The 24,691-nt window shown below is 63.7% G+C and carries 27 protein-coding genes, 1 tRNA gene and 1 riboswitch; of the genes, 22 read left to right on the top strand and 6 right to left on the bottom strand.

What is annotated here, in order from left to right; all coding sequences use genetic code 11:
• The first annotated feature begins 98 nt into the window (after nucleotides 1–98).
• The 5 genes from proS to LB559_RS20465 all read left to right on the top strand — a co-directional run bounded on the left by proS (nucleotide 99) and on the right by LB559_RS20465 (nucleotide 5,159).
• Nucleotides 99–1,427, top strand: coding sequence for a proline--tRNA ligase (proS, locus tag LB559_RS20485; protein ID WP_013531107.1), 1,329 nt, complete (start codon nucleotides 99–101; stop codon nucleotides 1,425–1,427).
• Entirely contained in the window at nucleotides 1,424–2,710 is a 1,287-nt protein-coding gene (locus tag LB559_RS20480) for a lipoprotein-releasing ABC transporter permease subunit (protein ID WP_013531108.1), read from the top strand. Before proS ends, LB559_RS20480 begins: the two co-directional genes overlap by 4 nt.
• Nucleotides 2,707–3,390 carry an ABC transporter ATP-binding protein gene (locus LB559_RS20475; protein ID WP_027160544.1) on the top strand — a complete coding sequence of 228 codons (684 nt, stop codon included), beginning with the start codon at nucleotides 2,707–2,709 and terminating at the stop codon, nucleotides 3,388–3,390. The genes LB559_RS20480 and LB559_RS20475 overlap by 4 nt, the downstream gene beginning before the upstream one ends.
• Nucleotides 3,391–3,909: 519 nt before the next feature.
• Nucleotides 3,910–4,311: a hypothetical protein gene (locus tag LB559_RS20470; RefSeq protein ID WP_224674858.1), complete on the top strand. Its 402-nt coding sequence runs from the start codon at nucleotides 3,910–3,912 to the stop codon at nucleotides 4,309–4,311.
• Nucleotides 4,308–5,159, top strand: a complete 852-nt coding sequence (locus tag LB559_RS20465; RefSeq protein ID WP_224674857.1) for a hypothetical protein — start codon at nucleotides 4,308–4,310, stop codon at nucleotides 5,157–5,159. Before LB559_RS20470 ends, LB559_RS20465 begins: the two co-directional genes overlap by 4 nt.
• 21 nt (nucleotides 5,160–5,180) lie before the next feature.
• On the opposite strand, the gene lipB is transcribed toward LB559_RS20465, so the two are convergent.
• Nucleotides 5,181–5,924 carry a lipoyl(octanoyl) transferase LipB gene (lipB, locus tag LB559_RS20460; RefSeq protein WP_013531111.1) on the bottom strand — a complete coding sequence of 248 codons (744 nt, stop codon included), beginning with the start codon at nucleotides 5,922–5,924 and terminating at the stop codon, nucleotides 5,181–5,183.
• 234 nt (nucleotides 5,925–6,158) lie between these two features.
• Here lipB and LB559_RS20455 point away from each other — a divergent pair.
• The 3 genes from LB559_RS20455 (at nucleotide 6,159) to LB559_RS20445 (ending at nucleotide 8,395) form a co-directional block, all read left to right on the top strand.
• Nucleotides 6,159–6,243: transfer RNA gene (locus LB559_RS20455), tRNA-Leu, on the top strand.
• A gap of 189 nt (nucleotides 6,244–6,432) precedes the next feature.
• The gene (mgtE, locus tag LB559_RS20450; RefSeq protein WP_013531112.1) at nucleotides 6,433–7,851 is read left to right on the top strand and encodes a magnesium transporter; all 1,419 of its coding nucleotides are present in this window, start codon (nucleotides 6,433–6,435) and stop codon (nucleotides 7,849–7,851) included.
• A 157-nt stretch (nucleotides 7,852–8,008) separates the two neighbouring features.
• Nucleotides 8,009–8,395: a MerR family transcriptional regulator gene (locus LB559_RS20445; RefSeq protein WP_013531113.1), complete on the top strand. Its 387-nt coding sequence runs from the start codon at nucleotides 8,009–8,011 to the stop codon at nucleotides 8,393–8,395.
• 83 nt (nucleotides 8,396–8,478) lie between these two features.
• On the opposite strand, the gene LB559_RS20440 is transcribed toward LB559_RS20445, so the two are convergent.
• A complete protein-coding gene (locus LB559_RS20440; RefSeq protein WP_024501351.1) occupies nucleotides 8,479–8,955 on the bottom strand; it encodes a methyltransferase family protein in 477 nt (158 codons plus the stop codon).
• Nucleotides 8,952–9,950, bottom strand: coding sequence for a heparan-alpha-glucosaminide N-acetyltransferase (locus LB559_RS20435; protein WP_063168230.1), 999 nt, complete (start codon nucleotides 9,948–9,950; stop codon nucleotides 8,952–8,954). The genes LB559_RS20440 and LB559_RS20435 overlap by 4 nt, the downstream gene beginning before the upstream one ends.
• Nucleotides 9,951–10,173: 223 nt before the next feature.
• Between LB559_RS20435 and LB559_RS20430 the strand changes: the two genes are divergently transcribed.
• From LB559_RS20430 to cobO, 5 genes are all read left to right on the top strand, one after another.
• Entirely contained in the window at nucleotides 10,174–11,373 is a 1,200-nt protein-coding gene (locus LB559_RS20430; protein ID WP_013531116.1) for an MFS transporter, read from the top strand.
• Between the two features lie 65 nt (nucleotides 11,374–11,438).
• A riboswitch (cobalamin riboswitch) is annotated at nucleotides 11,439–11,635 on the top strand.
• 35 nt (nucleotides 11,636–11,670) lie between these two features.
• Complete coding sequence (locus LB559_RS20425) at nucleotides 11,671–11,850, top strand: CbtB domain-containing protein (RefSeq protein WP_013531117.1); 180 nt, start codon at nucleotides 11,671–11,673, stop codon at nucleotides 11,848–11,850.
• 15 nt (nucleotides 11,851–11,865) lie between these two features.
• Complete coding sequence (locus LB559_RS20420) at nucleotides 11,866–12,636, top strand: CbtA family protein (RefSeq protein WP_027160539.1); 771 nt, start codon at nucleotides 11,866–11,868, stop codon at nucleotides 12,634–12,636.
• Nucleotides 12,629–13,144 carry a bifunctional adenosylcobinamide kinase/adenosylcobinamide-phosphate guanylyltransferase gene (gene cobU / locus LB559_RS20415; RefSeq protein ID WP_127368368.1) on the top strand — a complete coding sequence of 172 codons (516 nt, stop codon included), beginning with the start codon at nucleotides 12,629–12,631 and terminating at the stop codon, nucleotides 13,142–13,144. The genes LB559_RS20420 and cobU overlap by 8 nt, the downstream gene beginning before the upstream one ends.
• 1 nt (nucleotide 13,145) lies before the next feature.
• Nucleotides 13,146–13,760, top strand: a complete 615-nt coding sequence (cobO, locus tag LB559_RS20410) for a cob(I)yrinic acid a,c-diamide adenosyltransferase (RefSeq protein WP_063172410.1) — start codon at nucleotides 13,146–13,148, stop codon at nucleotides 13,758–13,760.
• A gap of 36 nt (nucleotides 13,761–13,796) precedes the next feature.
• Here cobO and cbiB read toward each other — a convergent pair whose 3' ends face one another.
• Nucleotides 13,797–14,768 carry an adenosylcobinamide-phosphate synthase CbiB gene (cbiB, locus tag LB559_RS20405; RefSeq protein ID WP_024501347.1) on the bottom strand — a complete coding sequence of 324 codons (972 nt, stop codon included), beginning with the start codon at nucleotides 14,766–14,768 and terminating at the stop codon, nucleotides 13,797–13,799.
• On the opposite strand from cbiB, the gene cobD reads away from it, so the two are divergent.
• Nucleotides 14,767–15,816 (top strand): threonine-phosphate decarboxylase CobD, encoded by a 1,050-nt coding sequence (gene cobD, locus LB559_RS20400; protein ID WP_224674856.1) that lies wholly within the window; start codon nucleotides 14,767–14,769, stop codon nucleotides 15,814–15,816. The two genes, cbiB and cobD, sit on opposite strands and share 2 nt — an antisense overlap.
• A complete protein-coding gene (locus LB559_RS20395) occupies nucleotides 15,813–16,322 on the top strand; it encodes a tyrosine phosphatase family protein (RefSeq protein WP_224674855.1) in 510 nt (169 codons plus the stop codon). The genes cobD and LB559_RS20395 overlap by 4 nt, the downstream gene beginning before the upstream one ends.
• 103 nt (nucleotides 16,323–16,425) lie before the next feature.
• Here the strand turns inward: LB559_RS20395 and LB559_RS20390 are convergent, their stop codons facing one another.
• Both LB559_RS20390 and LB559_RS20385 read right to left on the bottom strand, forming a co-directional pair.
• Nucleotides 16,426–17,229, bottom strand: coding sequence for a creatininase family protein (locus LB559_RS20390; RefSeq protein ID WP_224674854.1), 804 nt, complete (start codon nucleotides 17,227–17,229; stop codon nucleotides 16,426–16,428).
• A 54-nt stretch (nucleotides 17,230–17,283) separates the two neighbouring features.
• Nucleotides 17,284–17,667, bottom strand: a complete 384-nt coding sequence (locus LB559_RS20385) for a RidA family protein (protein WP_224621744.1) — start codon at nucleotides 17,665–17,667, stop codon at nucleotides 17,284–17,286.
• Between the two features lie 264 nt (nucleotides 17,668–17,931).
• Between LB559_RS20385 and LB559_RS20380 the strand changes: the two genes are divergently transcribed.
• From LB559_RS20380 to LB559_RS20350, 7 genes are all read left to right on the top strand, one after another.
• Complete coding sequence (locus LB559_RS20380; protein WP_013531126.1) at nucleotides 17,932–18,936, top strand: ABC transporter substrate-binding protein; 1,005 nt, start codon at nucleotides 17,932–17,934, stop codon at nucleotides 18,934–18,936.
• Between the two features lie 11 nt (nucleotides 18,937–18,947).
• Nucleotides 18,948–19,775 carry an ABC transporter ATP-binding protein gene (locus LB559_RS20375; RefSeq protein ID WP_224674853.1) on the top strand — a complete coding sequence of 276 codons (828 nt, stop codon included), beginning with the start codon at nucleotides 18,948–18,950 and terminating at the stop codon, nucleotides 19,773–19,775.
• Nucleotides 19,762–20,613, top strand: coding sequence for an ABC transporter permease (locus LB559_RS20370; RefSeq protein ID WP_224674852.1), 852 nt, complete (start codon nucleotides 19,762–19,764; stop codon nucleotides 20,611–20,613). The genes LB559_RS20375 and LB559_RS20370 overlap by 14 nt, the downstream gene beginning before the upstream one ends.
• A 195-nt stretch (nucleotides 20,614–20,808) precedes the next feature.
• Nucleotides 20,809–22,101: a cytosine deaminase gene (locus tag LB559_RS20365; protein ID WP_224674851.1), complete on the top strand. Its 1,293-nt coding sequence runs from the start codon at nucleotides 20,809–20,811 to the stop codon at nucleotides 22,099–22,101.
• Nucleotides 22,101–23,504, top strand: a complete 1,404-nt coding sequence (locus tag LB559_RS20360; protein WP_224674914.1) for an FAD-binding oxidoreductase — start codon at nucleotides 22,101–22,103, stop codon at nucleotides 23,502–23,504. Before LB559_RS20365 ends, LB559_RS20360 begins: the two co-directional genes overlap by 1 nt.
• A complete protein-coding gene (locus tag LB559_RS20355; protein ID WP_224621741.1) occupies nucleotides 23,504–24,085 on the top strand; it encodes an NAD(P)H-dependent oxidoreductase in 582 nt (193 codons plus the stop codon). The genes LB559_RS20360 and LB559_RS20355 overlap by 1 nt, the downstream gene beginning before the upstream one ends.
• Entirely contained in the window at nucleotides 24,085–24,672 is a 588-nt protein-coding gene (locus tag LB559_RS20350) for an NAD(P)H-dependent oxidoreductase (RefSeq protein ID WP_064993738.1), read from the top strand. Before LB559_RS20355 ends, LB559_RS20350 begins: the two co-directional genes overlap by 1 nt.
• Nucleotides 24,673–24,691 lie beyond the last annotated feature (19 nt).

Below are 24,691 nucleotides of genomic sequence, written 5' to 3'. Positions count from 1 at the left end.
CGGGTTCCCATTCCGCCTTGAAATGGCTATGAAGCCGGGTCAAGCAAGCCAAAGTCGCGCCGATTCTGACGCGGCCCTCCTCACTCACGGACCTGTCCATGCGTTTGTCGCGCTATTTCCTGCCGATCCTCAAAGAAAATCCGCGCGAGGCCGAGATCGTCTCGCACCGGCTGATGCTGCGCGCCGGCATGATCCGCCAGCAGGGGCAGGGCAGTTTCTCGTGGCTGCCGCTCGGCAAGCGGGTGCTGGACAAGGTCTGCCGCATCATCCGCGAGGAGCAGGATCGCGCCGGTGCGCTGGAAATCCTGATGCCGACCATCCAGTCGGCCGATCTGTGGCGCGAAAGCGGCCGCTATGACGACTACGGCAAGGAGATGCTGCGCATCAAGGACCGGCAGGACCGCGACATGCTCTACGGCCCGACCAATGAGGAAGTGGTCACCGAGATCGTCCGCGCCTATGTGAAGTCCTACAAGGACCTGCCGCTCAATCTCTACCACATCCAGTGGAAGTTCCGCGACGAAGTGCGGCCGCGCTTCGGCGTCATGCGGTCGCGCGAGTTCCTGATGAAGGACGCCTATTCCTTCGACCTCGACTTCGAAGGCGCCAGGGCGGCCTACAACAGGATGTTCGTGTCCTATCTCCGGACTTTTACGCGCATGGGGCTGCAGGCAATACCGATGCGGGCCGACACCGGGCCGATCGGCGGCGATCTCAGCCATGAATTCATCATCCTGGCCGACACCGGCGAGAGCCAGGTCTACTGCCACCGCGACTATCTTGCGCTCGATGTGCCCGGCGCCAACACCGATTTTGCCAACGACGCCGAGATCGCCGACATCGTCAAGACATGGACGACGCCCTACGCCGCCACCGACGAGATGCATGACGAGGCGGCGTGGGAGAAGATCGGCGAGAGCGACAAGGTTTCGGCGCGCGGCATCGAGGTCGGCCACATCTTCCATTTCGGCGACAAATATTCCAAGCCCATGGGCGCCAAGGTGACCGGACCCGACGGCAAGGATCATTTCGTCTCCGGCGGCTCCTACGGCATCGGTCCGTCGCGGCTGGTCGCGGCGATCATCGAAGCCAGCCATGACGACAACGGCATCATCTGGCCGGAGGCGGTGGCGCCGTTCGACATCGGACTGATCAACATGAAGGCGGGCGACGCCGAGTGCGACGGCGTCTGCGACGAACTGCATGCCGCTTTCGTCGCCGCCGGCAAGGACGTGCTCTACGACGACACCGACCAGCGGCCCGGCGGCAAGTTCGCCACCGCCGACCTGATAGGCCTTCCCTGGCAAGTGATCGTCGGACCGCGCGGTGTCGCCGCCGGCGAGATCGAGATCAAGAACCGCAAGACCGGCGAGCGCGAGACGCTGCCGATCGCGGACGCGAAGAAGCGCTTCGGTGTCGCCGCATGAGCGAGGCGGTGGCGGCAAGATCGGTCGGCGCCGGACCCTTTTCCATCTTCGAGCGCATGGTCGCCTGGCGCTATCTGCGCTCGCGGCGCAAGGAGACGGTGATCTCGGTGATCGCCTCGATCTCGTTCCTCGGCATCATGCTGGGCGTCGCCACGCTGATCGTGGTCATGGCGGTGATGAACGGTTTCAGGGCGGAGCTTTTGACGCGCATCCTCGGCGTCAACGGCCACCTGATCGTGCAGCCGCTCGATTCGCCGCTGGAGGACTATGCGCAGGTCGCCAGCCGCATCAACGGTGTAGCAGGCGTCAAATACGCCATCCCGCTGATCGATGGCCAGGTGCTTGCGCAAGGCAATGTCGGCGGCGGAACCGGAGCGCTGGTTCGCGGCATACGCGGCGAGGATCTAAGCAAGATCGCCATCGTTGCCAGCAACATCAAGCAGGGTTCGATCGCCGATTTCGATTCTGGCGAGGGCGTTGCCATCGGCAAGCGCATGGCTGAGAATCTCGGCCTGACGCTTGGCGATACCATCACCTTGATTTCGCCCGACGGCGACGTGACGCCGATCGGCACCACGCCGCGCATGAAGGGCTACAAGATCGCGGCGATCTTCGAAGTCGGCATGTCCGAATATGACACGTCCATCGTCTACATGCCGTTTTCCGAAGCGCAGCTTTATTTCAACATGGACGGGCGGGCGCAAACGATCGAGATTTATGTCGACAATCCAGACGATGTCGATGCGCTGAAACCGAAAGTGGAGGCGGCGGCGCAGCGGCCGATCGACATGGTCGATTGGCGCCAGCGCAACGAGACCTTCTTCTCCGCGCTGCAGGTCGAACGCAACGTCATGTTCATGATCCTGACGCTGATCGTGCTGGTGGCGGCGCTGAACATCATCTCCGGCCTGATCATGCTGGTGAAGGACAAGGGCCACGACATCGCCATCCTGCGCACCATGGGGGCGTCGCGCGGCGCCATCCTGCGCATCTTCCTGATGACGGGTGCGGCGATCGGCGTGACCGGCACGCTTGCCGGTGTGCTGCTCGGCGTACTGATCTGCACCAACATCGAATCGATCCGCCAGTTCTTCTCGTGGATGACCGGTAAGGTGCTGTTCAATCCTGAACTCTATTTCCTCAGCCAGTTGCCGGCGAAGATGGATCCGCGCGAGACGACCTATGTCGTCCTGATGGCGCTCGGCCTGTCCTTCCTGGCAACGGTGTTTCCGGCATGGCGCGCCGCGCGTCTCGATCCGGTCGAAGCCTTGAGGTACGAATAGTGGCCGAGGTCATTATCGAGCTGAAGAGCGTCGAGCGGCACTACGTCCAGGGACCGCGAAAGCTCACCATTCTCAATGGTGCGGACTTCTCGCTGAAGCGCGGCGAGATGGTGGCGCTGGTGGCGCCGTCTGGCACCGGCAAATCGACGCTGCTGCACACCGCCGGCCTGCTGGAGCGTCCCGACGCCGGCGACGTCATCCTGGCCGGCCGCGCCTGCGGGCGGCTGTCCGACGACGAGCGCACGGCGATCCGCCGCAACGATGTCGGCTTCGTCTACCAGTTCCATCATCTGCTGCCGGAATTCTCGGCGCTGGAAAACATCATGATGCCGCAGCTCATCAAGGGGCTCAGCCGCAAGGACGCGGCCGAGCGCGCGGCGCAGCTGCTCGATTACATGCAGATCGGCAAACGCGCGGCGCACCGGCCGTCCGAGCTCTCCGGCGGCGAACAGCAGCGCGTCGCCATTGCGCGTGCGGTCGCCAATGCGCCGCTGGTACTGCTGGCGGACGAGCCGACCGGCAATCTCGACCCGGTCACCGCGTCCTATGTGTTCGAGGCGCTGGCGGCGCTGGTCAAGCAATCGGGCCTCGCGGCGCTGATCGCCACCCACAATCACGAACTGGCATCGCGCATGGACCGGCGCGTCACGCTAGCCGACGGCAAAGTGGTGCCGCTCTAGGGCACGGCGATACTGGGGTGAGGCCGGCCTGCGAAAGGCGGCTTCCTGCGCTTCCCGTTCTACCCCGTCGCGGTAGAATGGTGCTCGCGTACCCAAAAGTACGCTCCGCTCCGGTTCTCGAAATCCACCATTCTCGGCTCTGCCTGACCCCAGTCTCGTCGTGCCCTGGTCGGCGCTGGGCAACCGTCGTTCGCCCGTCAACCTTTTCTTAACCCTGCCGATCTGATCGCCCGGAAATTCGGACACGGCCGGATTGTGCGCCTTGACATTTGAACAAAATTAGAACAAAATACGAACATATCAACAACAGGAGAGAGTTATGACCGATCTGGTTCAGGATGTCATCTCACTGGTTTGCATGAGCACCTTTCTCGTCTCCATGGCAATCTGGATTGGAGCCATGTGATTTGGCGGCGTTCGCCGCCGTGGGTCCCATGCGGTCGAAGACCGCTCCGCCGTTAAGCTTTTCTTGCCGCAGCGACGTTAGAGTGCCCCGGCAAGACAGGGAGCAACGTCCAGGTGTCGCCCATCGTCACGGCCATTCTGGTGGCCAGCAATCTCGGGCTGATCTTTCTGTTGATGACGGTGCCGCTTGGTTTGCGCACGGTCCGGCTGACCCGTCTGGTGGCGATGGATCGGCAGCGCCTCTGGCAGGCGCTGTGGCCGCTCGGCAGCGATGCCGGCTGGTCCGGTGAGATCCTGTCCGCCGAGGCCCCGGACGGCGAGGGCGTGGCCCGCATTACGCTGTCCTGGGAAGGTCGCGACGGCAAGCCGATCGAACGCAAGTCGCGGTTTGAAGACGTCGTCGAAGGCAGCCGCTTCTCGATGCGTGTCATCGAGGATACGGCACTCGACGCTTCGTTCTGGAAGGATTTTCGCGAACCGCCGAACTCGTTTCGGAAGGCAACAGCACGCGGGTGACGCTCAGCCAGACCGATCGCTATCGTGGCGTTGCCTTCCTGGTGTTCCGCTATTTCGCCCTGCGCCGCGAACTCTCCAAGCTGCAGCGCTGGGCGCGGACCGGAAAGCATCGCAAGGGCGGCTGGTTCGAGCATCCGCTCAGCCAGGTCGGCTTTGCCGGGCTTTCGGCGCTGATCCTGTGGCCATTCTTCGGCCTTCACTTCGGCGGTTTGGCACTGGCCGCGATCCTCACATCGGTGGTCGCCCTGCATGAGCTTGGCCATATGGCGGCGTTCCGGCTTATGGGCCACAACCGTGCACGGATGATCTTCATTCCGCTGCTCGGCGGCATCGCCATTGGCGGGCGGCCCTATGACAGCCGTTTCGAAGTGGCTTTCGTGGCATTGATGGGCGCCGGCTTCTCGGCCTTCCTGGTGCCGATCGCCATCGCCGCAAGCACCTTTGCCGGCGCGGAAGGTCACCGGCTGGCGGCGGCCCTGCTGGCGACCCTGGCGGGCTTCGCCGCACTGTTCAACATCGCCAATCTGGTGCCGGTGTGGAAGTTCGACGGCGGCCAGGTGCTGCGCCAGATCTGTCCGGGACCGGTCGCGCTGGCGCTGGCCTCCTTCTTCCTGCTCTCGGCTTTCCTGGCCGTGGGTTGGCAGGCCGGCTTTTCCGCCACCTTCCTGCTCGCGACGGGAGCGGTGTTTTCGCTCCTCAGCCTGCTGACGATGAGCAGCGGGGTGAAGCCGCGTCACGAGCTGAAGCCGATCCGCACCATCGACCGGCTGGCCATGGCGGCGGCGTTGCTGGCGGTGTTCGCCATCCATGGCTATGGCGTGTTGTGGGCCTCCGCCCAGCTGATTTGAGCCGTACCGGATCCGGAAGGATCAGCCGGCTTTGCGGGCCGCTTCGACAGGCAAGGCCGTGGCGGGACCGAACACATCCTCGAAGGCGGATTTCAACGCCAGGTCAAGATCGGCCATGGTCAGGGGAAGGCCTAGGTCGACGAGGCTGGTGACGCCGTGGTCCTGCACGCCGCAAGGCACGATGCCGCTGAAATGGTCGAGATCGGGCTCGACATTGATGGCGATGCCGTGAAAACTCACCCAGCGCCGCAGCCGGATGCCTATGGCCGCGATCTTGTCCTCCGCCGGCGAGCCGTCCGGCAGAGCAGGGCGATCCGGCCGCACGACCCAGACGCCGACCCGGTCCTCGCGGCGCTCGCCCCGCACATTGAAAGCGGCAAGCGTGCCGATGATCCACTGTTCGAGCGCCGCGACGAAGGCGCGGACATCCTCGCGCCGCCGCTTCAGGTCGAGCATGACGTAAGCGACCCGCTGGCCCGGCCCATGATAGGTGTATTCGCCGCCGCGTCCGGCCGCGAAGACCGGGAAGCGGCTGGCGTCGATCAGATCCTCGCCACGGGCGCTGGTGCCGGCCGTGTAGAGCGGCGGGTGTTCGACCAACCAGACCATTTCGCCGGCAGCGCCGCTGCGGATCGCCTCGGCGCGCGCCTCCATGAAGGCAAGTGCCTCGGGATAGGCGGTAAGGCCGGGCTCGATCAGCCATTCGACCGGTGCCGAGCCGGGAAGCGGCAGGAACGACGTGGCGATCTGGCTGCGTTCGGTCATGGCGTATCGTCTTTTCGTTTGTCCATGGCGCGCCCAAAAACGCCTCGCACCTTTGGGCGACATCAACTTGCCTTCCATATGGCGATATCAGGCGCAAACGTCCAGTTCCGGCGCTGCGTTCGGGCCCTGTGGAGCATTATGCCAATCGCCTGACATTATTGCTTGCCGTGCACTTGTTTCACCGGAAACGATTTGCTACACGCCGCGAGCCGGTCGGTTCCGGCTCTACCACGTGCGGTCGTGGCGGAATTGGTAGACGCGCAGCGTTGAGGTCGCTGTGGGGCAACCCGTGGAAGTTCGAGTCTTCTCGACCGCACCATTCTCTTCCCATAATCCGATTTGTGCCGGTCTCGCCCGCTGCGGGCCGGACGCATTTCGTTGATATTCCCGCACTTTACGCCACTTTCTTTTTGAGCGTCGGATTCTCCAAAACCGGTTTCCCCTTTTGGGTCCGATGCTCTAGACCTGATTTGCACCTTTTCCGGGATTCTTGTGGCGGGAGGCGCTGGTGGAAGGCGAGCACGAACGGACGACCGGCGCCGGGGCCGCCGAGGACAACCACGCCGACATCTATGGCGAGGACGGCGCCGTGCTTTCGTCCTTCTTGGCGCGGATCGGCGCGGCGATCGCCGACCGCGACACGCTGACCCTCAAGCATGAAGTCGACGACCTGCACCAGTCGGAGCTCGGCGATCTGCTCGAGGCGCTGCATCCCGAACAGCGCCGCGCGCTGGTCGAACTCCTGGGCGCCGATTTCGACTTTTCCTCGCTGACGGAGGTCGACGAGGCGATCCGTATGGAGATCGTCGACAATCTGCCCAATGCGCAGATCGCGCAGGCGGTGCAGGAGCTCGATTCCGACGACGCCGTCTACATTCTCGAGGATCTCGACCAGGAAGACCAGGACGAGATCCTGTCGCAACTGCCGTTCACCGAGCGGATCAGGCTGCGCCGCTCGCTCGATTATCCCGAAGAGACGGCCGGCCGCCGCATGCAGACCGAGTTCGTCGCGGTTCCGCCGTTCTGGACGATCGGCCAGACCATCGACTACATGCGCGAGGACAACAATCTTCCCGAGCGCTTCAGCCAGATCTTCGTCATCGATCCGAGCTTCAAGCTGCTCGGCGCCATCGACCTCGACCAGATCCTGCGCACCAAGCGTTCGGTCAAGGTCGAGGAGGTGATGCACGAGACGCGGCACGCCATTCCGGCCACCATGGACCAGGAAGAGGCGGCGCGGGAATTCGAGCAGTACGATCTTTTGTCGGCCGCGGTCGTCGACGAGAACGAACGGCTGGTTGGCGTTCTGACCATCGACGATGTCGTCGACGTCATCCAGCAGGAGGCCGAGGAAGATCTGATGCGCATGGGCGGCGTCGGCGACGAAGAGCTTTCCGACAGCATCTTTTCGACCTCGCGCTCACGCGTTCCGTGGCTGCTGATCAACCTTCTGACCGCGTTCCTGGCGGCGTCGGTGATCAGCCTGTTCGACCGCACGATCGAACACATCGTGGCACTGGCGGTGCTGATGCCGATCGTCGCGGGCATGGGCGGCAATGCCGGCTCGCAAACCATGACCGTCACCGTGCGGGCGTTGGCGACCAGGGATCTCGACATCTACAATGCCGGCCGCATCATTCGCCGCGAGATGGGTGTCGGCTTCATCAACGGCATCGTCTTCGCCATCCTGATCGGCATCGTCGCGGCAGCCTGGTTCCGTGATCCCAATCTGGGCGGGATCATCGCGGCGGCGATGATCATCAACATGTTCGTGGCCGCCCTGGCCGGCATCCTGATCCCGCTGCTGCTCGATCGTTTCAAGGTCGATCCGGCGGTCGCTTCGGCGGTCTTCGTCACCACGGTTACCGACGTCGTCGGTTTCTTTGCATTTCTCGGCATTGCCACGTGGTGGTTCGGCGTGCCCTGAAGGCACGCCTTTTGGCTCAATTGACTTTTACGTAAATGCCGTGCGAGGCTCGCGTGGGGCGCCATGTCGATTCCGGCATGGCATGGGTTTTGGTTCGGGACAGAAGGGTGACGCCGGCATGGCGATCGCCCCGGTGTTTCGGCGTGTGGGAGTGGCAATGCGAGAATATTATTCGATCACCGAGTTGACCCGCGAGTTCGACGTGTCGACGCGGACGCTGCGCTTTTACGAGGACGAAGGACTGGTGCAGCCGGTGCGGCGCGGCCGCACGCGGCTGTTTCGCCCCTCTGACCGGCAGCTCATTCGCCAGATCATGCGCGGCAAAAGGCTTGGCTTCTCGATCAACGAGATTCGCGAAATCATCCAGATGTACAAGGAGCCGCCCGGCGAAGTCGGCCAGCTCAACCTGATGATCAAGCGCATCGAGGAAAAGCGCGAGGATCTCCGGCAGAAACGCCGCGACCTCGAGGAGACGCTGGCTGAACTCGACCAGGCCGAGGAGTCTTGTGTGGAGCGGCTGGTGGAGCTTGGCGTGAATACGTAGGCAGAGAGTTTGAGGGACAGCGCCCCCTCTCTCCTGCCGGACATCTCCCCCACGAAGGGGGAGATGTCCGCTTGAAAGCCAGCTCAAATCCAGCGGCGCACGCGTTTGGCGTAGTCGCGGTATTTCTTGCCGAATTTTGCCGCCAGCACCTTTTCCTCGCCTTCGATCGCCACCTTCTGCGTGGCATAGGCGGCGATGAACGCCAGCGGCAGGAACCACACGATGCCCGAGACAAAGGCGACGCCGATCAACAGCAGCGTGTTGGCCAGATACATCGGATTGCGGGTGACGCCGAAGGGACCCGTGGTGACCAGGTGATCGGGTACAGCGTTGGGGTTGAGCGTGGTCTTGGCCCGGATCATGGTGCGGATCGCGGTGAACCAGAGTGCGGCGACGGCAAACAGCGCCACCCAGCCGGCCGCGAACAGGATATCGCCCAGCAGGTCGCCGATCCAGGGCAGGGGATAGAGCAGGCCCAGTGCGATGCTGACGGCGATGGCGGCGATGTAGATCAGCGGCGGCCACGGTATGAGCCCCGGCTTCGGCTGGTTCTCGGTCATTCGGCCCCTCCCTCCATCAACTTGCTGTCGGTCTTGGCGGTGCACATGCCGGCGAGATCGGACAAATGCGCTTTCCACTCCGCAGTCTGATCGTTGTTGTAGAGCCTATCAAGCGTGGACTCGCCCTCGAGCGTATCGAGCATGCAGACACAGTAGCTCGTACAGAACTCGGTGTCGCGCGACTGCTCGCAGGACAGCTGACAGGTTTTGAGGAAATTCACCTGCGGGGTTTCGACCTGCGCCGGCATGATTTGCGAGAACAGCCAGACGCAGCCGATGAGCAGCGGCTGGTGGATCAAATAGAAAGCCAGGCTGTGCCGGCCGATGAAGACCAGTGGGTTGGCCAAGCGACCGGGCGCCAGATTGGCAAGCCTGGCAAGCAGGCCGGCACCTGCGGCGAGTTTCGTCACCGCGATGCCCGCAAGTACGGCGCCGAACCACGGAAACAGCGGAACGTAGTCGTTGGAGCGCGGATTGGTCGCCGACAGGCCGACCCACCACAGCCATGGGTGATCGAAGGCCTCGAAGCGCAGATAGACGGGGGCGGCGATAACGAGCGCGGCGACGACAAGCGTCAGCAGCGCCGGCAGGCGCAGGAAGGCGAGACCGAGCAGGCTGGCCAGCGCGATCTCGTGCAAGATGCCGAAGAAGATGAAGCCGTCCGGAGTGGCTATGCGGGTGACGACCGAAATCGCGATCGCGGCTCCGGCGACCATGGCGAACCGCTTCCAAAAGCCGTTCCAGCGGATTTGTCGGCCGTGGGCGAGATACAGGCTGACGCCGACCAGGAACAGGAAGGTCGAGGCGATGCAGCGCGCGTAAATCTTCCACCAGCCGAAGGCGGTCAGGCCGGGATCGGTGTAGCCGAAGAACTCCAGATCCCAGGTGAAATGGTAGCTTGCCATGGCGATCAGCGCGATGCCGCGCACGATGTCGATGGCGACGATGCGCTTTGGTCGATCCTGAACGGGCGCGGTCGGCGTTTGGATGCTCATGGTCTCGCATTCTGATTCAGCCCCGCTGGAGGACTATCACGGTTGCCCAGGACAAAAGAAGACCGGCAACCCTGCCGATAACGCCGGATCAGCCGCGGCATTGGGCCAGTGCCGGAAAGCCTTTGGCCGGCTTCGCTTTTGCCGGATGCACGTCGGTTTCCTCTTATTGGCGCTGAGGTCGCCACGGCAGATTTGACCCGGTGAATCTGCTTCGGGGAAAGCAATGTCCACCCATGTGCGCCATCCGATCTGGCTACCGGCCCTCAAGGCCGCGGACGCGCGCACCTTCGCTTCGCTCTATGCGGTCGAATCCTTCGCCCGCGCCACGGTGTCGAGCGTCATCCCGATCCAAGCTTACGAGATCCTGCACAACGAGCAGATCGTCTCGATCCTCTACACCGTCGTGGCGATGCTCGGCCTGTCGGTGACATTGTTCATGCCGATGCTGATCCGCCGTTTCGCCCGGCGCTGGGTCTACACGGCGGGCGCCTGCCTGCTGGCCATCGGCTCGCTGTTCTTCGTCACCGACACGCTTGCCGGGCAACTGGCCGGCATGCTGTGCCGGGTGATGGGAGCCAGCGCGCTGTCGATCACGCTCAACCTCTACATCATGGACCACATCCGCAAGACCGACTTCATGCAGGCCGAATCGCTGCGCATGGCGTGGTCGATGCTGGCCTGGACCGGTGGGCCGACGCTCGGCATCTTCCTCTACACGCGCTTCGGCGTCTATGCCGCGCATGGCGCGGTGGCCGTGTTCGCGTTAGCGCTGCTGGCATTGTTCTGGACCTACCGGCTCGGCGACAACCCGTCGATCCGTCCCGGCAAGACGCGACCAGCCAATCCGCTCGCCAATATCGGCCGCTTCATCGCCCAGCCCAGGCTCAGGCTGGCCTGGCTGATCGCGTTTGGGCGCTCCTGTTTCTGGACGACGTTCTTCGTCTATGGGCCGCTGTTCATGGTCATTACGGGTGAGGGCAAGCTGGCCGGCGGCCTGCTGGTTTCGGCCGGCAACGCGCTTTTGTTCATGGCGATTTTCTGGGGCAAGGCGGGAAAGCGCTTTGGCGGCCGCAGGACCATGACATTTGCCTATTTCGCCATGTCGGTCGCGCTTCTGGCGGCGGGCTTCGTCGGCGAAACCGTGCCGCTGCTCACCGGCGCCTTCCTGCTCTGCGGCGCCTTCTTCACCATTGCACTCGACGCGCTCGGCTCGACCGCCTTCATGCGCTCGGTGCGCTCCTATGAAAGATCGCAGATGGCGGCGGTCTATCGCACCTATCTCGACTTTTCCGAGCTGACGCCGCCGCTGGTCTATTCGGTGGTGCTGGCCTTCTTCGGCCTGGGCTCGGTGTTCGTCACGCTCGGCCTGCTGGCGGCGGTCTGCGGCTTCGTGACGTGGCGCTATCTGCCGAAATCGCTTTGACCTTCATGGCGCATTCGCAACGGTCGCCGGCGGAATTTGGTTTGCCGGACGCGAGGATTCTGCCTATAGTCGCCGGTGTCGCCGGTTCCATTTTGGAGCCAAGAGGGAATGCGGTAAGGGCGGATTTCGCCCAATGCCGTGGCTGCCCCCGCAACTGTGTGCGGTAGTCCTCTCCATATGCCACTGAAGATTTTTCTTCGGGAAGGTGGGGAAGGACGCTGATCCGTGAGCCAGGAGACCTGCCGGCGACAGGAAACTGACTTCGATGCCCTCGGGTGGAGGGCGAAAGGACAAGACATGACTACCGCTTCCGTCTCCCTCGGCGCTTCCGTCTCCTCGCAGTCGCGCTTCATGCAGCTCGCGCTCGCCGCGCTGCTCGGCATTTTCGTGATGGGCTTTGTCGGCTTCTCGCATATCGATGCGGTCCACAATGCGGCTCACGACTATCGCCATTCGATGGCATTTCCCTGCCACTGACGAGGGGCTGACATCATGAACCTGTTTCGCAACGTCGTGTTCATCGCGGCGATCGCAGGGCTCGTGGCCGGCGTCGTTCTTGCCTGCATGCAGGCCTATGCGACCGTGCCGCTGATCCTGAAGGCGGAAGTCTACGAACAGGCGGGCGGCGGGCATCACCATGACCATGCCGCTCCGGCAGCAACGGATAGCAATGCCATGAGCGCAGCCGCTCCGGCCCCTGCCGAAGCGACTGCTGCGGCGGAAGACGAGGGCTGGGCGCCGGCAGACGGTTTCGAGCGTTTCGCCTTCAGCGTGCTTGCCAACATCGTCACCGGCATCGGCTTCGGGTTGATCCTGGTCGCGGTTTCCGAATTCGCCGGCGGTATCGGTGGTTGGCGCCAGGGCGTGTTCTGGGGCTTGGCCGGCTTTGCCGTGTTCACGCTGGCGCCGGGCCTCGGCCTGCCGCCGGAACTGCCGGCCATGCCGGCCGCCGATCTCACCCAGCGCCAGATCTGGTGGTGGGCAACGGTGGCGGCAACCGCTGCCGGTCTCGGCCTGATCGCGTTCCGCAAGTCGCTGCCGCTGGCGATCCTTGCCGTCCTTTTGATCGTCGCACCGCATGTTGTCGGGGCACCGCAGCCCGACAGTTACGAGACGGCGATTCCGGAAGGGCTGCATCACCAGTTCGTGGTGGCGGTGACCGTGACCAATCTGGTGTTCTGGCTGGTGCTCGGCGCGGTTGTCGGCGTGGTGCGCGGCCGCTTCACCGGCACCGCGACCAGCCTGCGCGACAGCTTTGCCTGATCGCAAGACACTGACCTTCCTCATCGGCGGTGCGCGCTCCGGCAAGAGCGCGCGCGCCGAAATTTTGGCGACCGCCTTGCCGCCGCCCTGGACCTATATCGCCACGGCGCAAGCCTATGATGACGAGATGCGTGAGCGCATCGCGTTGCACCGGTCGCGGCGCGGCGAAGGCTGGACGACCATCGACGCACCGCTCGACCTCGCCGGCGCCCTTGCCGCCTTGCCGGACGATCGGCCGGTGCTTGTCGACTGCCTGACGCTGTGGCTGACCAACCATATGCTGGCCGAACACGATCTGGACCTTGAATGCCGGCGATTGGCGGAGGTGTTGTCGCGGCCGCGCGGACCCTGGTTCGTGGTGTCCAATGAAGTCGGCCAAGGCATCGTGCCGGACAATGCACTGGCGCGCCGCTTTCGCGATGCCGCCGGCCGGCTCAACCAGCAGGTCGCGGCGATTGCCGATACGGTGCTGCTGATGGTGGCGGGGCTGCCGCTCAAGGTGAAATGATATGACCGATATCGACAATAAGGACGAAGAGCGCCACCGCGCCAAGATGGCCAAGCGCAAGGCGGTGCAGGATGCCGAGGTGGCGAGCAAGACGGTCGAGAAGGGATTGCTCATCGTCAACACCGGCCCGGGCAAAGGCAAGACCACGGCCGCCTTCGGGCTGGCGCTGCGGATGCTCGGCTACGGCAAGCGCGTCGGTGTCGTCCAGTTCATCAAGGGCAAGTGGCACACCGGCGAGAAGGACGCCTTCGCCGCCTTCGGCGACCGTGTCGTGTGGCACGCGATGGGCGAGGGGTTCACCTGGGAAACCCAGGATCTGAAGCGCGACATCGCTGCCGCCGAAGCCGCCTGGGCCAAGGTGCTCGAACTGATGGCCGATCCGTCGATCAGCCTGCTGGTGCTCGACGAATTGAACATTGCGCTGCGCTACGACTATCTCGATCTCGACAGAGTGGTTGGCGCGCTAAAAGCGCGGCGCGAGGGCCTGCATGTCGTTGTCACCGGCCGCAACGCCAAGCCGGCGCTGGTCGAGGCCGCAGACCTCGTCACCGAAATGGGCGTGACCAAGCATCATTTTTCCGCCGGCGTGAAAGCGCAGCAGGGGATCGAGTTCTGAGTGTTCCTCAACCTCCCCAGACGGGGGAGGGTGAGGTTAGGTCACAACGATGACAACGACCGAAACCAACCCGAACAGAGCGATCAGCAGATAGTCGGCGACGCGATAGAGTTTCAGCGCCTGCCTGATGTCGAGGCTGTCGGCTTCACGCCGCCCACCTTCGCCCATGAAGACGTCGTCGACCAGCACGCCGCCATAGAAGCGCGGGCCGGCGAGCGCCAGGCCGAGCGCACCGGCCATCGCCGCTTCCGGCCAGCCGGCATTGGGCGAGCGGTGTTTTTTCGCGTCGCGCCGCACCGCATGCCAGGCTTTTTTCGCGTCAGCGCCTTTGACGAAGAACGCCGCCAGCACGATCAGAAGCGCCGTCAGCCGCGACGCCGGCAGGTTGATCCAGTCGTCGAAGCGCGCCGCCGCCCAGCCGAACGCCTCGTGGCGCGGGGTGCGGTGGCCGATCATCGAATCGGCGGTGTTGGCGGCCTTGTAGGCGGCGCCGCCGGCCAGGCCGCCGACGCCGGTCCAGAAGGCAGGGGCGACGATGCCGTCGGAAAAATTCTCGGCCAGGCTCTCGATCGCCGCGCGGCAGACACCGGCCCGGTCGAGCGTTTCAGGGTCGCGACCGACGATCCGCGAAACGGCAAGGCGGGCCAAGGCGAGGCCGCCGGTGTCGAGGGCGTCAGCCACCGCCTCGACATGCTCATAGAGGCTCTTCTGCGACAGCAGCGACGTTGCCAGAAGGGCCGTGATGACGAGGCCCATGGGAACGAACCAGAACAGGATCTGTACGCTGAGGCCGATCACCGCCGGCACCAGCACGATGACCAGCAGCGCCTGGACACCGCGCTTGCGACGCAGCGCGTCGGGATCAGTGGCGCGGTTGAGCCTGCGGTCGAGAAAGGATATCAGCCTGCCGAACCACGTCACCGGATGGCCGATGGCGCGAAACAGCCAGTCGGGGTAACCGAGGGCGAATTCGACGACCAATGACAGGAAAGCGATCAGGACTGACATGAAGCTTCTTAATGGGGCGGTTGTGGACCATGGTGGAAGTCTTGGCCGCGCGAGGGTGCTTTTCCCCAACGCCCTGCTGCCTTTCGTCGACCTCTCGACCGGTATCAATCCGCACTCCTACCCGCTTTTCGACCTGCCCGCCACCTCGCTGTCGCGGTTGCCGGAAGCCGCGCGCACACGCGACCTGACAGAGATCGCGGCCAGTACTTACGGCGCGCCGTCGCCAGCCAACGTCGTGGCGGCGCCGGGCACACAGATCCTGTTGCCGCGCGTTGCGTCGCTCATTTCGCCCGGCAAGGCGTTGGTGCTGGGTCCGACCTACGCCGAACATGCCCGCGCTGCCGCGAACGCCGGGCACCAGGCGGCGGAGGTCGATAATTTCGAAGCGTTGGCTGACGCCGACCTCGTCATCATCGTCAATCCGAACAATCCGGATGGACGTGTCATAGAGCGCGACCGGTTGCTGGCTCTGGCCGCCGGATTGCGAGCCAAGGGCGGACTGCTGGTCGTCGACGAGGCGTTCATGGATGTCGGCCCGCGTCAGCACAGCGTCGCGGGCGATGTCGGTCGGGGCGGCCTCGTCGTGCTGCGCTCGTTCGGCAAGTTCTTTGGCCTGGCCGGGCTGCGGCTCGGCTTTGCACTTTCCGATACTGCGACGGTCGACCGGCTGGATACGCAGTTCGGACCATGGGCCGTCGCCGGCCCGGCGCTGGAATATGGCATCCGCGCGCTTGCCGACATCGGGTGGCAGGACGTGATGCGGGCGTCGTTGGCCGGTGAATCGGCGCGTCTCGATGCGCTTTTCGGCCGCTTCGGCGTTCCTGTTGCGGGCGGAACCACACTGTATCGTTTCCTCAGTCTGACCAATGCCGCCGATTTGTTTGCAGCGCTCGGCGAGCGCGGCATCCTGCTTCGCCATTTTGCCGACCGGCCTGACGTTCTGCGCGCCGGCCTGCCGGGCAGTGAGGAGGAATGGCAGCGGCTCGAATCCGCACTTGCCGAATGGGCGTCGCGGCGCGAGCATCAATCGAAGGGTTCAAAACAATGATCCATGTCTGCTCGCTGGCAAAGATCGAGGAAACGGTGGCCAGGACCGGCGCCGACCGCATGCTTTCGCTGCTCGCCGCCGGAACGGAGGTGGTGCGGCCGGCCTCGATCTCGAGGGAAAACCACCTGCATCTGGTCATGCACGACATCGCGGTGGCGCAGGACGGCATGACCATGCCGGGCGAAGATCATGTCCGCAATCTGCTCGATTTCGCGCGCCGGTGGGACCGGGCAAGGCCGATGCTCGTGCATTGCTATGCCGGCATCAGCCGCTCGACGGCTTCGGCCTATATCATCGCGGCAGCACTGGCGCCGAAGCGTGACGAGGCCGAATTGGCGCGGACGCTGCGGGTGCTGTCGCCTTCGGCAACGCCCAATCCGCGACTGATCGCCGTGGCCGATGCGTTGCTTGAGCGCAACGGCCGCATGGTCGAGGCGATCGAGTCGATCGGGCGCGGCGCGGACGCCTTTGAAGGCACGCCCTTTGCGCTGAGGATCGACAGCTAGCTTTGCCCCCATATCGTTGTTCGTCTGATCCGCCTCCTCCATCGCCTCGTTTGTTCAAGAGGATCTGGAATAGCGATGACAGCGCTTGCCACTGGTTTGGAGGCTACGTCAACCACTCCGCGAGCTTCGCCTTGCGCACATCTTGCAGCAGGCTGATGAAGCCGTCGGCCTGATATTCTGCCGTCAACCGGCCCTTCTCCGCCGTCGCGATGCTGGCGTCGCCGACGACGCCGTTCGGGTTGAGATCGCTGGCGATCCAGGCGAAGGCGTGGGTGCCGGTGTGGCGCAGCAGCGAGAATTCCTTTTCGGCCTTGGCGACATTGGAAACGAAATTGTCTGATTTGCCCATGTCCACGAGGTCCGGCCGGAAATGCAGCATCAGCGAGGTCTCGACATCGCCGCCATGGATGCCGTGACGGTCCTCCAGTTCGGTATACATGCCGGCCGGACGGCCAAAACGCTGCCAGCTGGTCTTCATCGCCAGCATCTTTTCGCGCACGCGCAATTCGCGCGTGACGATGCCCATGATCTCCTCGTTGCCGCCATGCGAATTGACCACGATCAGCTTGCGCACACCGGCGCGCGCGATCGACAGGCCAAGCTCGGTCCAGGCTTCGATCAGCGTGGTTGCCGGCAGAGTGAGGGTGCCCGGCGCATGCAGGTGTTCGTTGGACTTGCCCACGGCCTGCACCGGCAGGATGCGGATGTCGAGATCGTCGGGCAGGCGCGAAATGACCGTGTCGAGCATGCCGTTCATGATCGACGTGTCGGTCGAAACAGGCAGATGCGGCCCATGCTGCTCGATCGCCGCCACTGGCAGCACGGCGATGGTCGCCTCGGGATCGATCGAGGCGTATTCGGTGGTCCGGTAGTCGCCCCACCACACGCGTCTTTTGGGTACGGTCATGTCATGCCTCTTCAATGGTCAGGCAGACCTAGCGCGGGACGGGCGGCCTGTCGATCACCCCGCCGCGATGGCCTCGATTTCGACCTTGAATTCGGGCCGGGCAAAGCCGGAAACGATCATCAATGTCGACGCTGGCGCGGGGCTCGAAAACAGCCGGTCGCGGACGTCCATATAGGGCCGCAGATGCGCGCGGTCGGTGACATAGGCGTTGATGCGCACGATATCCCCGAGACCCAGGCCGGCTTCGCCGAGAATCGCCGCGATGTTTTGAAAGCAGAGTTCGGCCTGCGCTCCGGCGTCTTCGGGAATCAGGTCGTCAGCGGTGATGGCGACCTGGCCCGAGCACAGCACAAGCCGCTTGCCGGCCGGCACCTCGACGCCGTGACTGTAGCGGGCAAAGGGCGGCTTGATGGACTTCGGGGTGAGGAATTTGAACATGGCAATCTCCTGGATGCCGCCACCTAAAGCCGGACTCATTACACCTTCAAGATGGCGGTGCATGTTGCCCGGGCGATTGTGGACAGCCGTTCAAAAAATAGGCACGATGCCTTCCGTACAGCATGACCCGTTCGCGCTTGGCATGGCAACGTCTTTCAAGCGGGCGGTCCCGGCGCCAGACGCCGGTGGCATGTGTCTTGCTTCTTGAATCTTTGGTGTCGAGCCTGGCGCGTGGCGCGCCGGAGCAAACAGAGGGTGGTGTCGATGTACGGAAAACAGAAGATCTCGGTGGCGGTTGTGGCCCTGCTTGCAGCCAGCACGCTGGGTGCGGCTGCGAATGAGAAAGTCACCTTCGGCACCAACTGGTTGGCCGAGCCGGAACATGGCGGATATTACCAGTCCGTGGCGGACGGCACCTACGCCGCCTGCGGCCTCGACGTCACCATCATGCAGGGCGGTCCGCAAGTCAGCGGCCGGCCGATGCTGCTGGCCGGCAAGATCGATTTCTACATGGGCGGCAATCTGCTGTCGGCCTTCGATGCGGTCCAGCAAGGCATACCGATGCGCGTGGTGGCGGCGGATTTCCAGAAGGACCCGCAGGTCATCATGTCCCACCCCGGCGAGGGGCTCGACAAATGGGAGGACCTGAAGAACGCCGACCAGTACATATTGGGCGACGAGGGCGTGCAGACCTTCTTCCAGTGGATGGTCATCGAACTCGGCTTCGACGCCTCCAAACGCGCGCCCTACACCTACAACACCGCTCCCTTCCTCGCCAACAAGAAGTCGATCCAGCAGGGCTACGTCACCTCAGAGCCGTTCGCGGTCCAGAAGGAAGGCGGCTTCGTGCCGAACCAGTTCCTGCTCGCCGACTATGGCTGGGACACTTATTCGACGACGATCGAGGTGATGCAGGACACGATCGACAAGAAGCCGGAGGTGGTCCAGTGCTTCGTCGATGGCTCGGCCAAGGGCTGGTACAAATATCTCTACGGCGACAACAAAGCCGCCAACGACATGATCAAGAAAGACAATCCCGACATGAGCGACGAGCAGATCGCGTTCTCGATCGAGCAGATGAAGAAGTTCGGCCTGGCCGATTCCGGCGACACCGAAAAGCTCGGCATCGGCGCCATGACCGACGCGCGGATCAAGAGTTTCTACGACAAGATGGTCAAGGCCAAGGTCACGCCAGCCGGCATCGACATCAAGAAGGCCTACACGCTGACCTTCATCAACAAAGGCGTCGGGCTCGAGCTGAAGAAATAGGCCGCCCCGGAATGATAAGGGAAAAAGTGGCGCAAGCGCCGGCTGCGTCGGGTGCGGCCCCGACGCTCCTGGCGCTGAAGGGCGTCGGCAAGGTGTTCTCCAACGGCGTGACGGCGCTCAGCGACGTCGACCTGACCATCCGGGAAGGCGATTTCGTCAGCCTGCTCGGGCCGTCGGGTTGCGGCAAGTCGACGGCGCTGCGGCTGATCGCCGGCCTGTCGACGCCAACTTCCGGCGTGCTCGATTGGCGCGGTGGCGGCTCGCTCGACCGCTCGAACATCGGCTTCGTCTTCCAGGAGCCGACGCTGCTGCCCTGGGCCAATGTTTTCGACAATGTCTGGCTGCCGCTTCGGCTGAAAGGCATTTCGCGCGCCAAGGCGACACCGGCGATCACGGAAATGCTGGCGCGGGTGCATCTGACCGGTTTCGAAGACGCGGTGCCGCGCGAACTGTCCGGCGGCATGAAGATGCGCGTCTCGATCGCACGCGCCATGGTGACCAAACCGCGCGTGCTGTTGATGGACGAACCGTTCGCCGCACTCGACGAGATCACCCGCTTCAAGCTCAACAACGATCTCCTGGAACTGTGGCAGGACGAACGGTTCACCGTCGTCTTCGTCACCCACAGTGTCTTCGAAAGCGTGTTCCTGTCCAACCGCGTCGTCGTCATGGCGGCGCGGCCGGGCAGGGTGTTCGACGAACTCGCCATCGAGGCCTCCTATCCGCGCGACGAGGCGTTTCGCACCTCGCCAAACTATGCGGCACTGTGCCGTCAGGCCTCCGACGTGCTGGTCAAGGCCATCAACTCAACCGCAGGCGCGCATTATGACGGTCATTGACGAGCGGATGCTCCAACTCGATCCCGAGGAAGCACGCCGCGTGCGCCAGGCGCGGTTCGAACGGATCGGCCGCTGGGTGCTGCCGCTGGCGATCATGATCCTGGCGATCTGGCTGTGGGATCGCATCTGCATGTGGAACGAGATCCCGCAATACATCCTGCCGCGTCCCGGCGTGGTGCTGTGGACGCTCTACAACGATGCCGGCCTGCTGTTTTCCTCGCTGCTGGTCACCTTGCGCATCACCTTTCTCAGCTTGGCTCTGGCGGTCATAGGCGGGGTCGGGCTGGCGGTGCTGTTCGCGCAGTCGAAATGGGTCGAGATGTCGTTCTTCCCCTTCGCCATCGTGCTGCAGGTGACGCCGATCGTGGCGATCTTTCCGCTGATCAACATCTATGTGAACGACCAGACGACCAAGCTTCTGCTGTGCGCCTGGATCGTCGCCTTCTTTCCGATCCTGTCCAACACCACGCTTGGCCTCAACTCCGTCGACCGCAATCTGCGCGATATGTTCAAGCTCAACGGCGCGACGCGCTGGCAGCAATTGCGCTATCTCAGGCTGCCGGCGGCGATGCCCTATTTCCTCGGCGGGTTGAAGATCGCCGGCGGCCTGTCGCTGATCGGCGCCGTGGTGGCCGAGTTCGTTGCCGGTACCACCGGCCAGTCGTCCGGCCTTGCCTCGCGCATCATCGAGGCCGGCTACCGGCTCAACGCGCCGCGGCTGTTCGCGGCGCTGTTCCTGATCTCGCTGACCGGCATTTTGATCTTCCTCGTGCTGTCGCTGATATCGCATCTCATCTTGCGGCGCTGGCATGAAAGCGCGCTGAAGCAGGAGCGCTAGGGTGTGTGACGTGATTGATGTGTTGGTGCGAGGCGTCCCCCTCTGTCCTGCCGGACATCTCCCCCTCAAGTGGGGAGATTGGCCGCTGTCACGATCTTCGCCAATCTCCAACATTGAAAAAAATGAGCCGGCACGGACGCTGCCAATCTCCCCCCTTGAGGGGGAGATGCCCGGCAGGGCAGAGGGGGGCAACGCTTGATACCAACCTCCGGCTCTTACCATCTCGCCAATGTTCGCCTTCATCGCTCACTGACGCCAGGCCTTTCCGAGCCCTTCGATGCTGACGGTTTCGGGCTTGCCGACATCGCTGTGGCCGACGGCAAAATCTCCAGCATCACCGCGCATGGCCGATCCGCTGATGCGGTCGACCTGGGCGGCCGTATAATCCTGCCGTGCTTCGTCGACTGCCACACGCATATCGACAAGGGCCATATCTGGCCTCGAAAGCCCAATCCCGACGGCACGTTCATGGGTGCGCTGAATGCCGCCGGCGCCGATCGTGTGGCACGCTGGAGCGCCGAGGATTTGGCGCGGCGGATGGATTTCTCGCTGCGCTGCGCCTACGCCCATGGCACAAGAGCGCTGCGCACCCACATCGACAGCGTCGCGCCGCAGGAGGAAATCTCCTGGCCGGCGTTCGAGGCGATGCGCGAGGAATGGCGCGGCCGCATCGAGTTGCAGGGCGCCTGCCTGCTCGGCATCGAAGGCGTGCGCGACAAAAAGTGGTTCGACAGGCTGGCAAAGAGGGTTGCCGCGGCAAAGGGCGTGCTCGGTGTCGTCACCTATATGGCGCCGGACCTCGAAGAGCTGCTCGACCACGTCTTCGCGCAGGCCATCAAGCATGGCCTCGATCTCGATTTCCATGCCGACGAGACCAACGACATTTCCGCCATATCGCTGAAGAAGATCGCCGAGGCCGCTCTGTGGAACGGTTTCGAAGGAAAGATCCTCGTCGGCCATTGCTGCTCGCTGGCGCGCCAGCCGGATCTCGACGTGCTCGACACGCTGGACAAGGTGGCGAAAGCGGGGCTCGCCGTCGTCTCGCTGCCGATGTGCAATCTCTATCTGCAGGACCGGCGCGCCGACGGCACCACGCCACGCTGGCGTGGCGTGACGCTGCTGCACGAGATGAAGGCGAGGGGCATTCCGGTGGCGGTTGCTTCCGACAACACGCGTGATCCCTTCTATGCCTATGGCGATCTCGACATGCTGGAGGTCTACCGCATGGCGACGCGCATCCTGCATTTCGATCATCCGGTCGCCGACTGGCCGCAAGCGGTCACCGCGACGCCGGCCAAGGTGATGCGGTTTGATGGCTTCGGCACGCTGGCTGCCGGCGGTGATGCCGATTTCATCGTGTTCAAAGGCCGAAGCTGGACGGAATTGCTGTCGCGGCCCGAATCGGATCGCATCGTGGTGCGCGGCGGCAAGGCGATCGACCGCCAATTGCCAGATTATGCCGAACTCGACGAACTGATGGTGGAATGATGGATGTTTCGGCGCTCAAACGCGATCTCGAAGGCCTGAAGGTCGACGACAATCCGGCCATCGTCCAGCAGAAGAGCCGTGACTTCTACTGGTACAGCCCGGTGCTGAAGCAGCAGCTCGACCATGTCACCGGCGACCTGATCGTGACGCCGAAGAACGAGGCCGAACTGATCCGCGTGCTTGCCGCCTGTCATCGTCATGGCGTGCCGGTGACACCGCGCGGCAGCGGCACCGGTAATTACGGCCAGGCGATGCCGCTCTCCGGCGGCGTCGTGCTCAACCTTGCCGAGATGGACGAGATCAAGTCGATCGCTCCGGGTCGCGTCGTGACCGGGCCGGGGGCGATCCTGGCCGATATCGACAAGGCAACGCGGGCGCATTCCGGGCAGGAACTGCGGCTATCGCCCTCCACCTACAACACAGCCTCGATTGGCGGCTTCATCGCCGGCGGTTCGGGCGGCGTCGGCTCGATCAATTTCGGCGGGTTGCGCGATTTCGGCAATGTGCTTCGGCTGCGCGTGGTGACCATGGAGGCCGAGCCGAAAGCGCTCGAGCTCACCGGCGCGGATCTGCACAAGGTGACCCATGCCTACGGCACCAACGGCATCATATCGGAAGTCGAGATGCCGCTGACCGCGGCTTATGACTGGATCGACGTCATTGTCGGCTTCGACGCTTTCATGGATGCGGCCCGCTATGGCAATGCGCTGGCCTGTCAGGATGGCATCCTGACCAAGCTGATCACGCCGATAGCGGCACCCGTGCCGCAGCTCTATTTCAAGCGGCACCAGAAATTCCTGAGCGACGGGCAGAGCATTTGCGTCGTCATGGTGGCGCAGCATGGGCTGGACGCTTTTCTTGCCTTCACCCGGCGTGCCGGCGGCGAGGTGATCTACAATGCGGCCACGGCGACGCCGGATGAGAAAAAAGGCCTGCCGCCGGCCTATGAATTGGCTTGGAACCACACCACGCTGAGGGCGCTGCGCGTCGACCCTTCGATCACCTATCTGCAGTCGCTCTATCCCTTTCCCAACCAGCTGGCGCTTGTCGAGAAGATGGATGCGATGTTTCCGGGCGAGGTTTTCTCGCATCTCGAATTCGTGCGGCTGGACGGCAACATTACCTGCTTCGGCCTGCCGCTGGTCAAGTTCACGACCGAGGCGCGGCTCGACGAGATCGTGCGCCTGCATGAAGCGAACGGTTGCCCGATCTTCAACCCGCATCGCTACACGCTGGAAGAGGGCGGCATGAAGCAGACCGACGCGGTGCAACTCGCCTTCAAGCGCGAGACCGATCCGCAAGGGCTCCTCAACCCCGGCAAGATGATCGCCTGGGAGAACCCGGACTACGACTACCGTTCCGGGCGGACTTTTTTGTTCAGGGGGCTGCAGAAGGTAGGATGATGAACATCCTCGTCCTCTACGCCCATCCGGTCGAGACCAGCTTCAATGCCGGCCTGCACCGGATGATCGTCGAGCGCCTGACGGCGGCGGGCCATACGGTCGACGACTGCGATCTCTATGCCGAGGGTTTCGATCCGCGACTGACGCGCCAGGAGCGGCTGGACTACCACAACCCACGTGGCCCCGCCGACGCTGTCGCGCCTTATGTCGAGCGCCTGCTGCGCGCCGATGCGCTGGTGCTTTCCTATCCCGTCTGGAATTATGGCTTTCCAGCGATCCTGAAAGGCTTTTTCGATCGCGTGTTCTTGCCCGGCGTGTCGTTCAAATTGGTCGACGGCAAGGCGCAGCCGTCGCTGCACAACATTCGCAAGGTTGCGGCGGTGACCACCTATGGCGGCAGCCGGTTCCGCGCCCTGCTGATGGGCGATCCGCCGCGCAGGCTGATCAAGCGGATGCTGCGCGCCACCGTCAAACCGGGCGCGCCGGTGACCTACCTCGCGCACTACGCGATGAACCTGTCTACCGACGGCTCGCGCAAGGCTTTCACGACCAAGGTCGCGGCCAGCATGGATGCCTTCTGATGCGCGCGCTGGTGGTCTACTGCCATCCGGTACCCGAGAGCTTTTGCGCCGCCATCCGCGACACTGCCATCGACGTGCTGATGCGACGAGGCTGGGAGGTGCGGCTGCTCGACCTCTATGCGGAGAAATTCGACCCGGTGATGGGCTGCGGCGAGCGGCGCTCCTACAATGACCAGGCGCCGCAGGACCCGGCACTGAAGCCGCATTTCGAACTGCTCAACTGGGCCGAAGCGATCCTGTTCGTCTATCCGACCTGGTGGTACGGACTGCCGGCGATGCTGAAGGGCTGGCTCGACCGGGTGTGGGCAACGGACGTCGCCTTCAAGCTGCCGGCCGGCAAGGGACGGATCAAGTCGCTGATGACGCATGTAACCAAGGTCGGCGTCATCACCACCTGCGGCGCCCCGACCTGGTGGAGCGTCGTCGTCGGCCAGCCGGGACGCAAGACCCTTTTGCGTGGCATGCGGGCGCTGTGTGCGACGCGCTGCCGGACGTTTTTCTTGGCGCACTATTTGATGGATGCCTCGACGCCGGCGACAAGGGCGGCGTTTCTGGCGAAGGTGCGAGGGAAGCTGGAAAGGTTTTGAGAGGGCGACTTTCCCTTCC

It is taken from the genome of Mesorhizobium sp. BR1-1-3 (genome assembly GCF_020165455.1).
GTDB lineage: Bacteria > Pseudomonadota > Alphaproteobacteria > Rhizobiales > Rhizobiaceae > Mesorhizobium > Mesorhizobium ciceri.
The sequence above is the reverse complement of the archived record's forward strand: the minus strand, read 5'-3'. Positions and strand labels throughout refer to the sequence as shown.

Coding starts and splice junctions, on each gene's coding strand:
- LB559_RS20370 (WP_224674852.1), top strand. CDS start 19,762: ATGACGGTCATTGACGAGCGGATGCTCCAACTCGATCCCGAGGAAGCA.
- LB559_RS20480 (WP_013531108.1), top strand. CDS start 1,424: ATGAGCGAGGCGGTGGCGGCAAGATCGGTCGGCGCCGGACCCTTTTCC.
- LB559_RS20385 (WP_224621744.1), bottom strand. CDS start 17,667: ATGTTCAAATTCCTCACCCCGAAGTCCATCAAGCCGCCCTTTGCCCGC.
- LB559_RS20435 (WP_063168230.1), bottom strand. CDS start 9,950: ATGAGCATCCAAACGCCGACCGCGCCCGTTCAGGATCGACCAAAGCGC.
- proS (WP_013531107.1), top strand. CDS start 99: ATGCGTTTGTCGCGCTATTTCCTGCCGATCCTCAAAGAAAATCCGCGC.
- LB559_RS20390 (WP_224674854.1), bottom strand. CDS start 17,229: ATGACCGTACCCAAAAGACGCGTGTGGTGGGGCGACTACCGGACCACC.
- LB559_RS20420 (WP_027160539.1), top strand. CDS start 11,866: ATGAACCTGTTTCGCAACGTCGTGTTCATCGCGGCGATCGCAGGGCTC.
- LB559_RS20440 (WP_024501351.1), bottom strand. CDS start 8,955: ATGACCGAGAACCAGCCGAAGCCGGGGCTCATACCGTGGCCGCCGCTG.
- LB559_RS20355 (WP_224621741.1), top strand. CDS start 23,504: ATGAACATCCTCGTCCTCTACGCCCATCCGGTCGAGACCAGCTTCAAT.
- LB559_RS20395 (WP_224674855.1), top strand. CDS start 15,813: ATGATCCATGTCTGCTCGCTGGCAAAGATCGAGGAAACGGTGGCCAGG.
- LB559_RS20375 (WP_224674853.1), top strand. CDS start 18,948: ATGATAAGGGAAAAAGTGGCGCAAGCGCCGGCTGCGTCGGGTGCGGCC.
- LB559_RS20445 (WP_013531113.1), top strand. CDS start 8,009: ATGCGAGAATATTATTCGATCACCGAGTTGACCCGCGAGTTCGACGTG.
- cobO (WP_063172410.1), top strand. CDS start 13,146: ATGACCGATATCGACAATAAGGACGAAGAGCGCCACCGCGCCAAGATG.
- cbiB (WP_024501347.1), bottom strand. CDS start 14,768: ATGTCAGTCCTGATCGCTTTCCTGTCATTGGTCGTCGAATTCGCCCTC.
- lipB (WP_013531111.1), bottom strand. CDS start 5,924: ATGACCGAACGCAGCCAGATCGCCACGTCGTTCCTGCCGCTTCCCGGC.
- LB559_RS20430 (WP_013531116.1), top strand. CDS start 10,174: ATGTCCACCCATGTGCGCCATCCGATCTGGCTACCGGCCCTCAAGGCC.
- LB559_RS20425 (WP_013531117.1), top strand. CDS start 11,671: ATGACTACCGCTTCCGTCTCCCTCGGCGCTTCCGTCTCCTCGCAGTCG.
- cobD (WP_224674856.1), top strand. CDS start 14,767: ATGAAGCTTCTTAATGGGGCGGTTGTGGACCATGGTGGAAGTCTTGGC.
- LB559_RS20350 (WP_064993738.1), top strand. CDS start 24,085: ATGCGCGCGCTGGTGGTCTACTGCCATCCGGTACCCGAGAGCTTTTGC.
- LB559_RS20360 (WP_224674914.1), top strand. CDS start 22,101: ATGGATGTTTCGGCGCTCAAACGCGATCTCGAAGGCCTGAAGGTCGAC.
- LB559_RS20380 (WP_013531126.1), top strand. CDS start 17,932: ATGTACGGAAAACAGAAGATCTCGGTGGCGGTTGTGGCCCTGCTTGCA.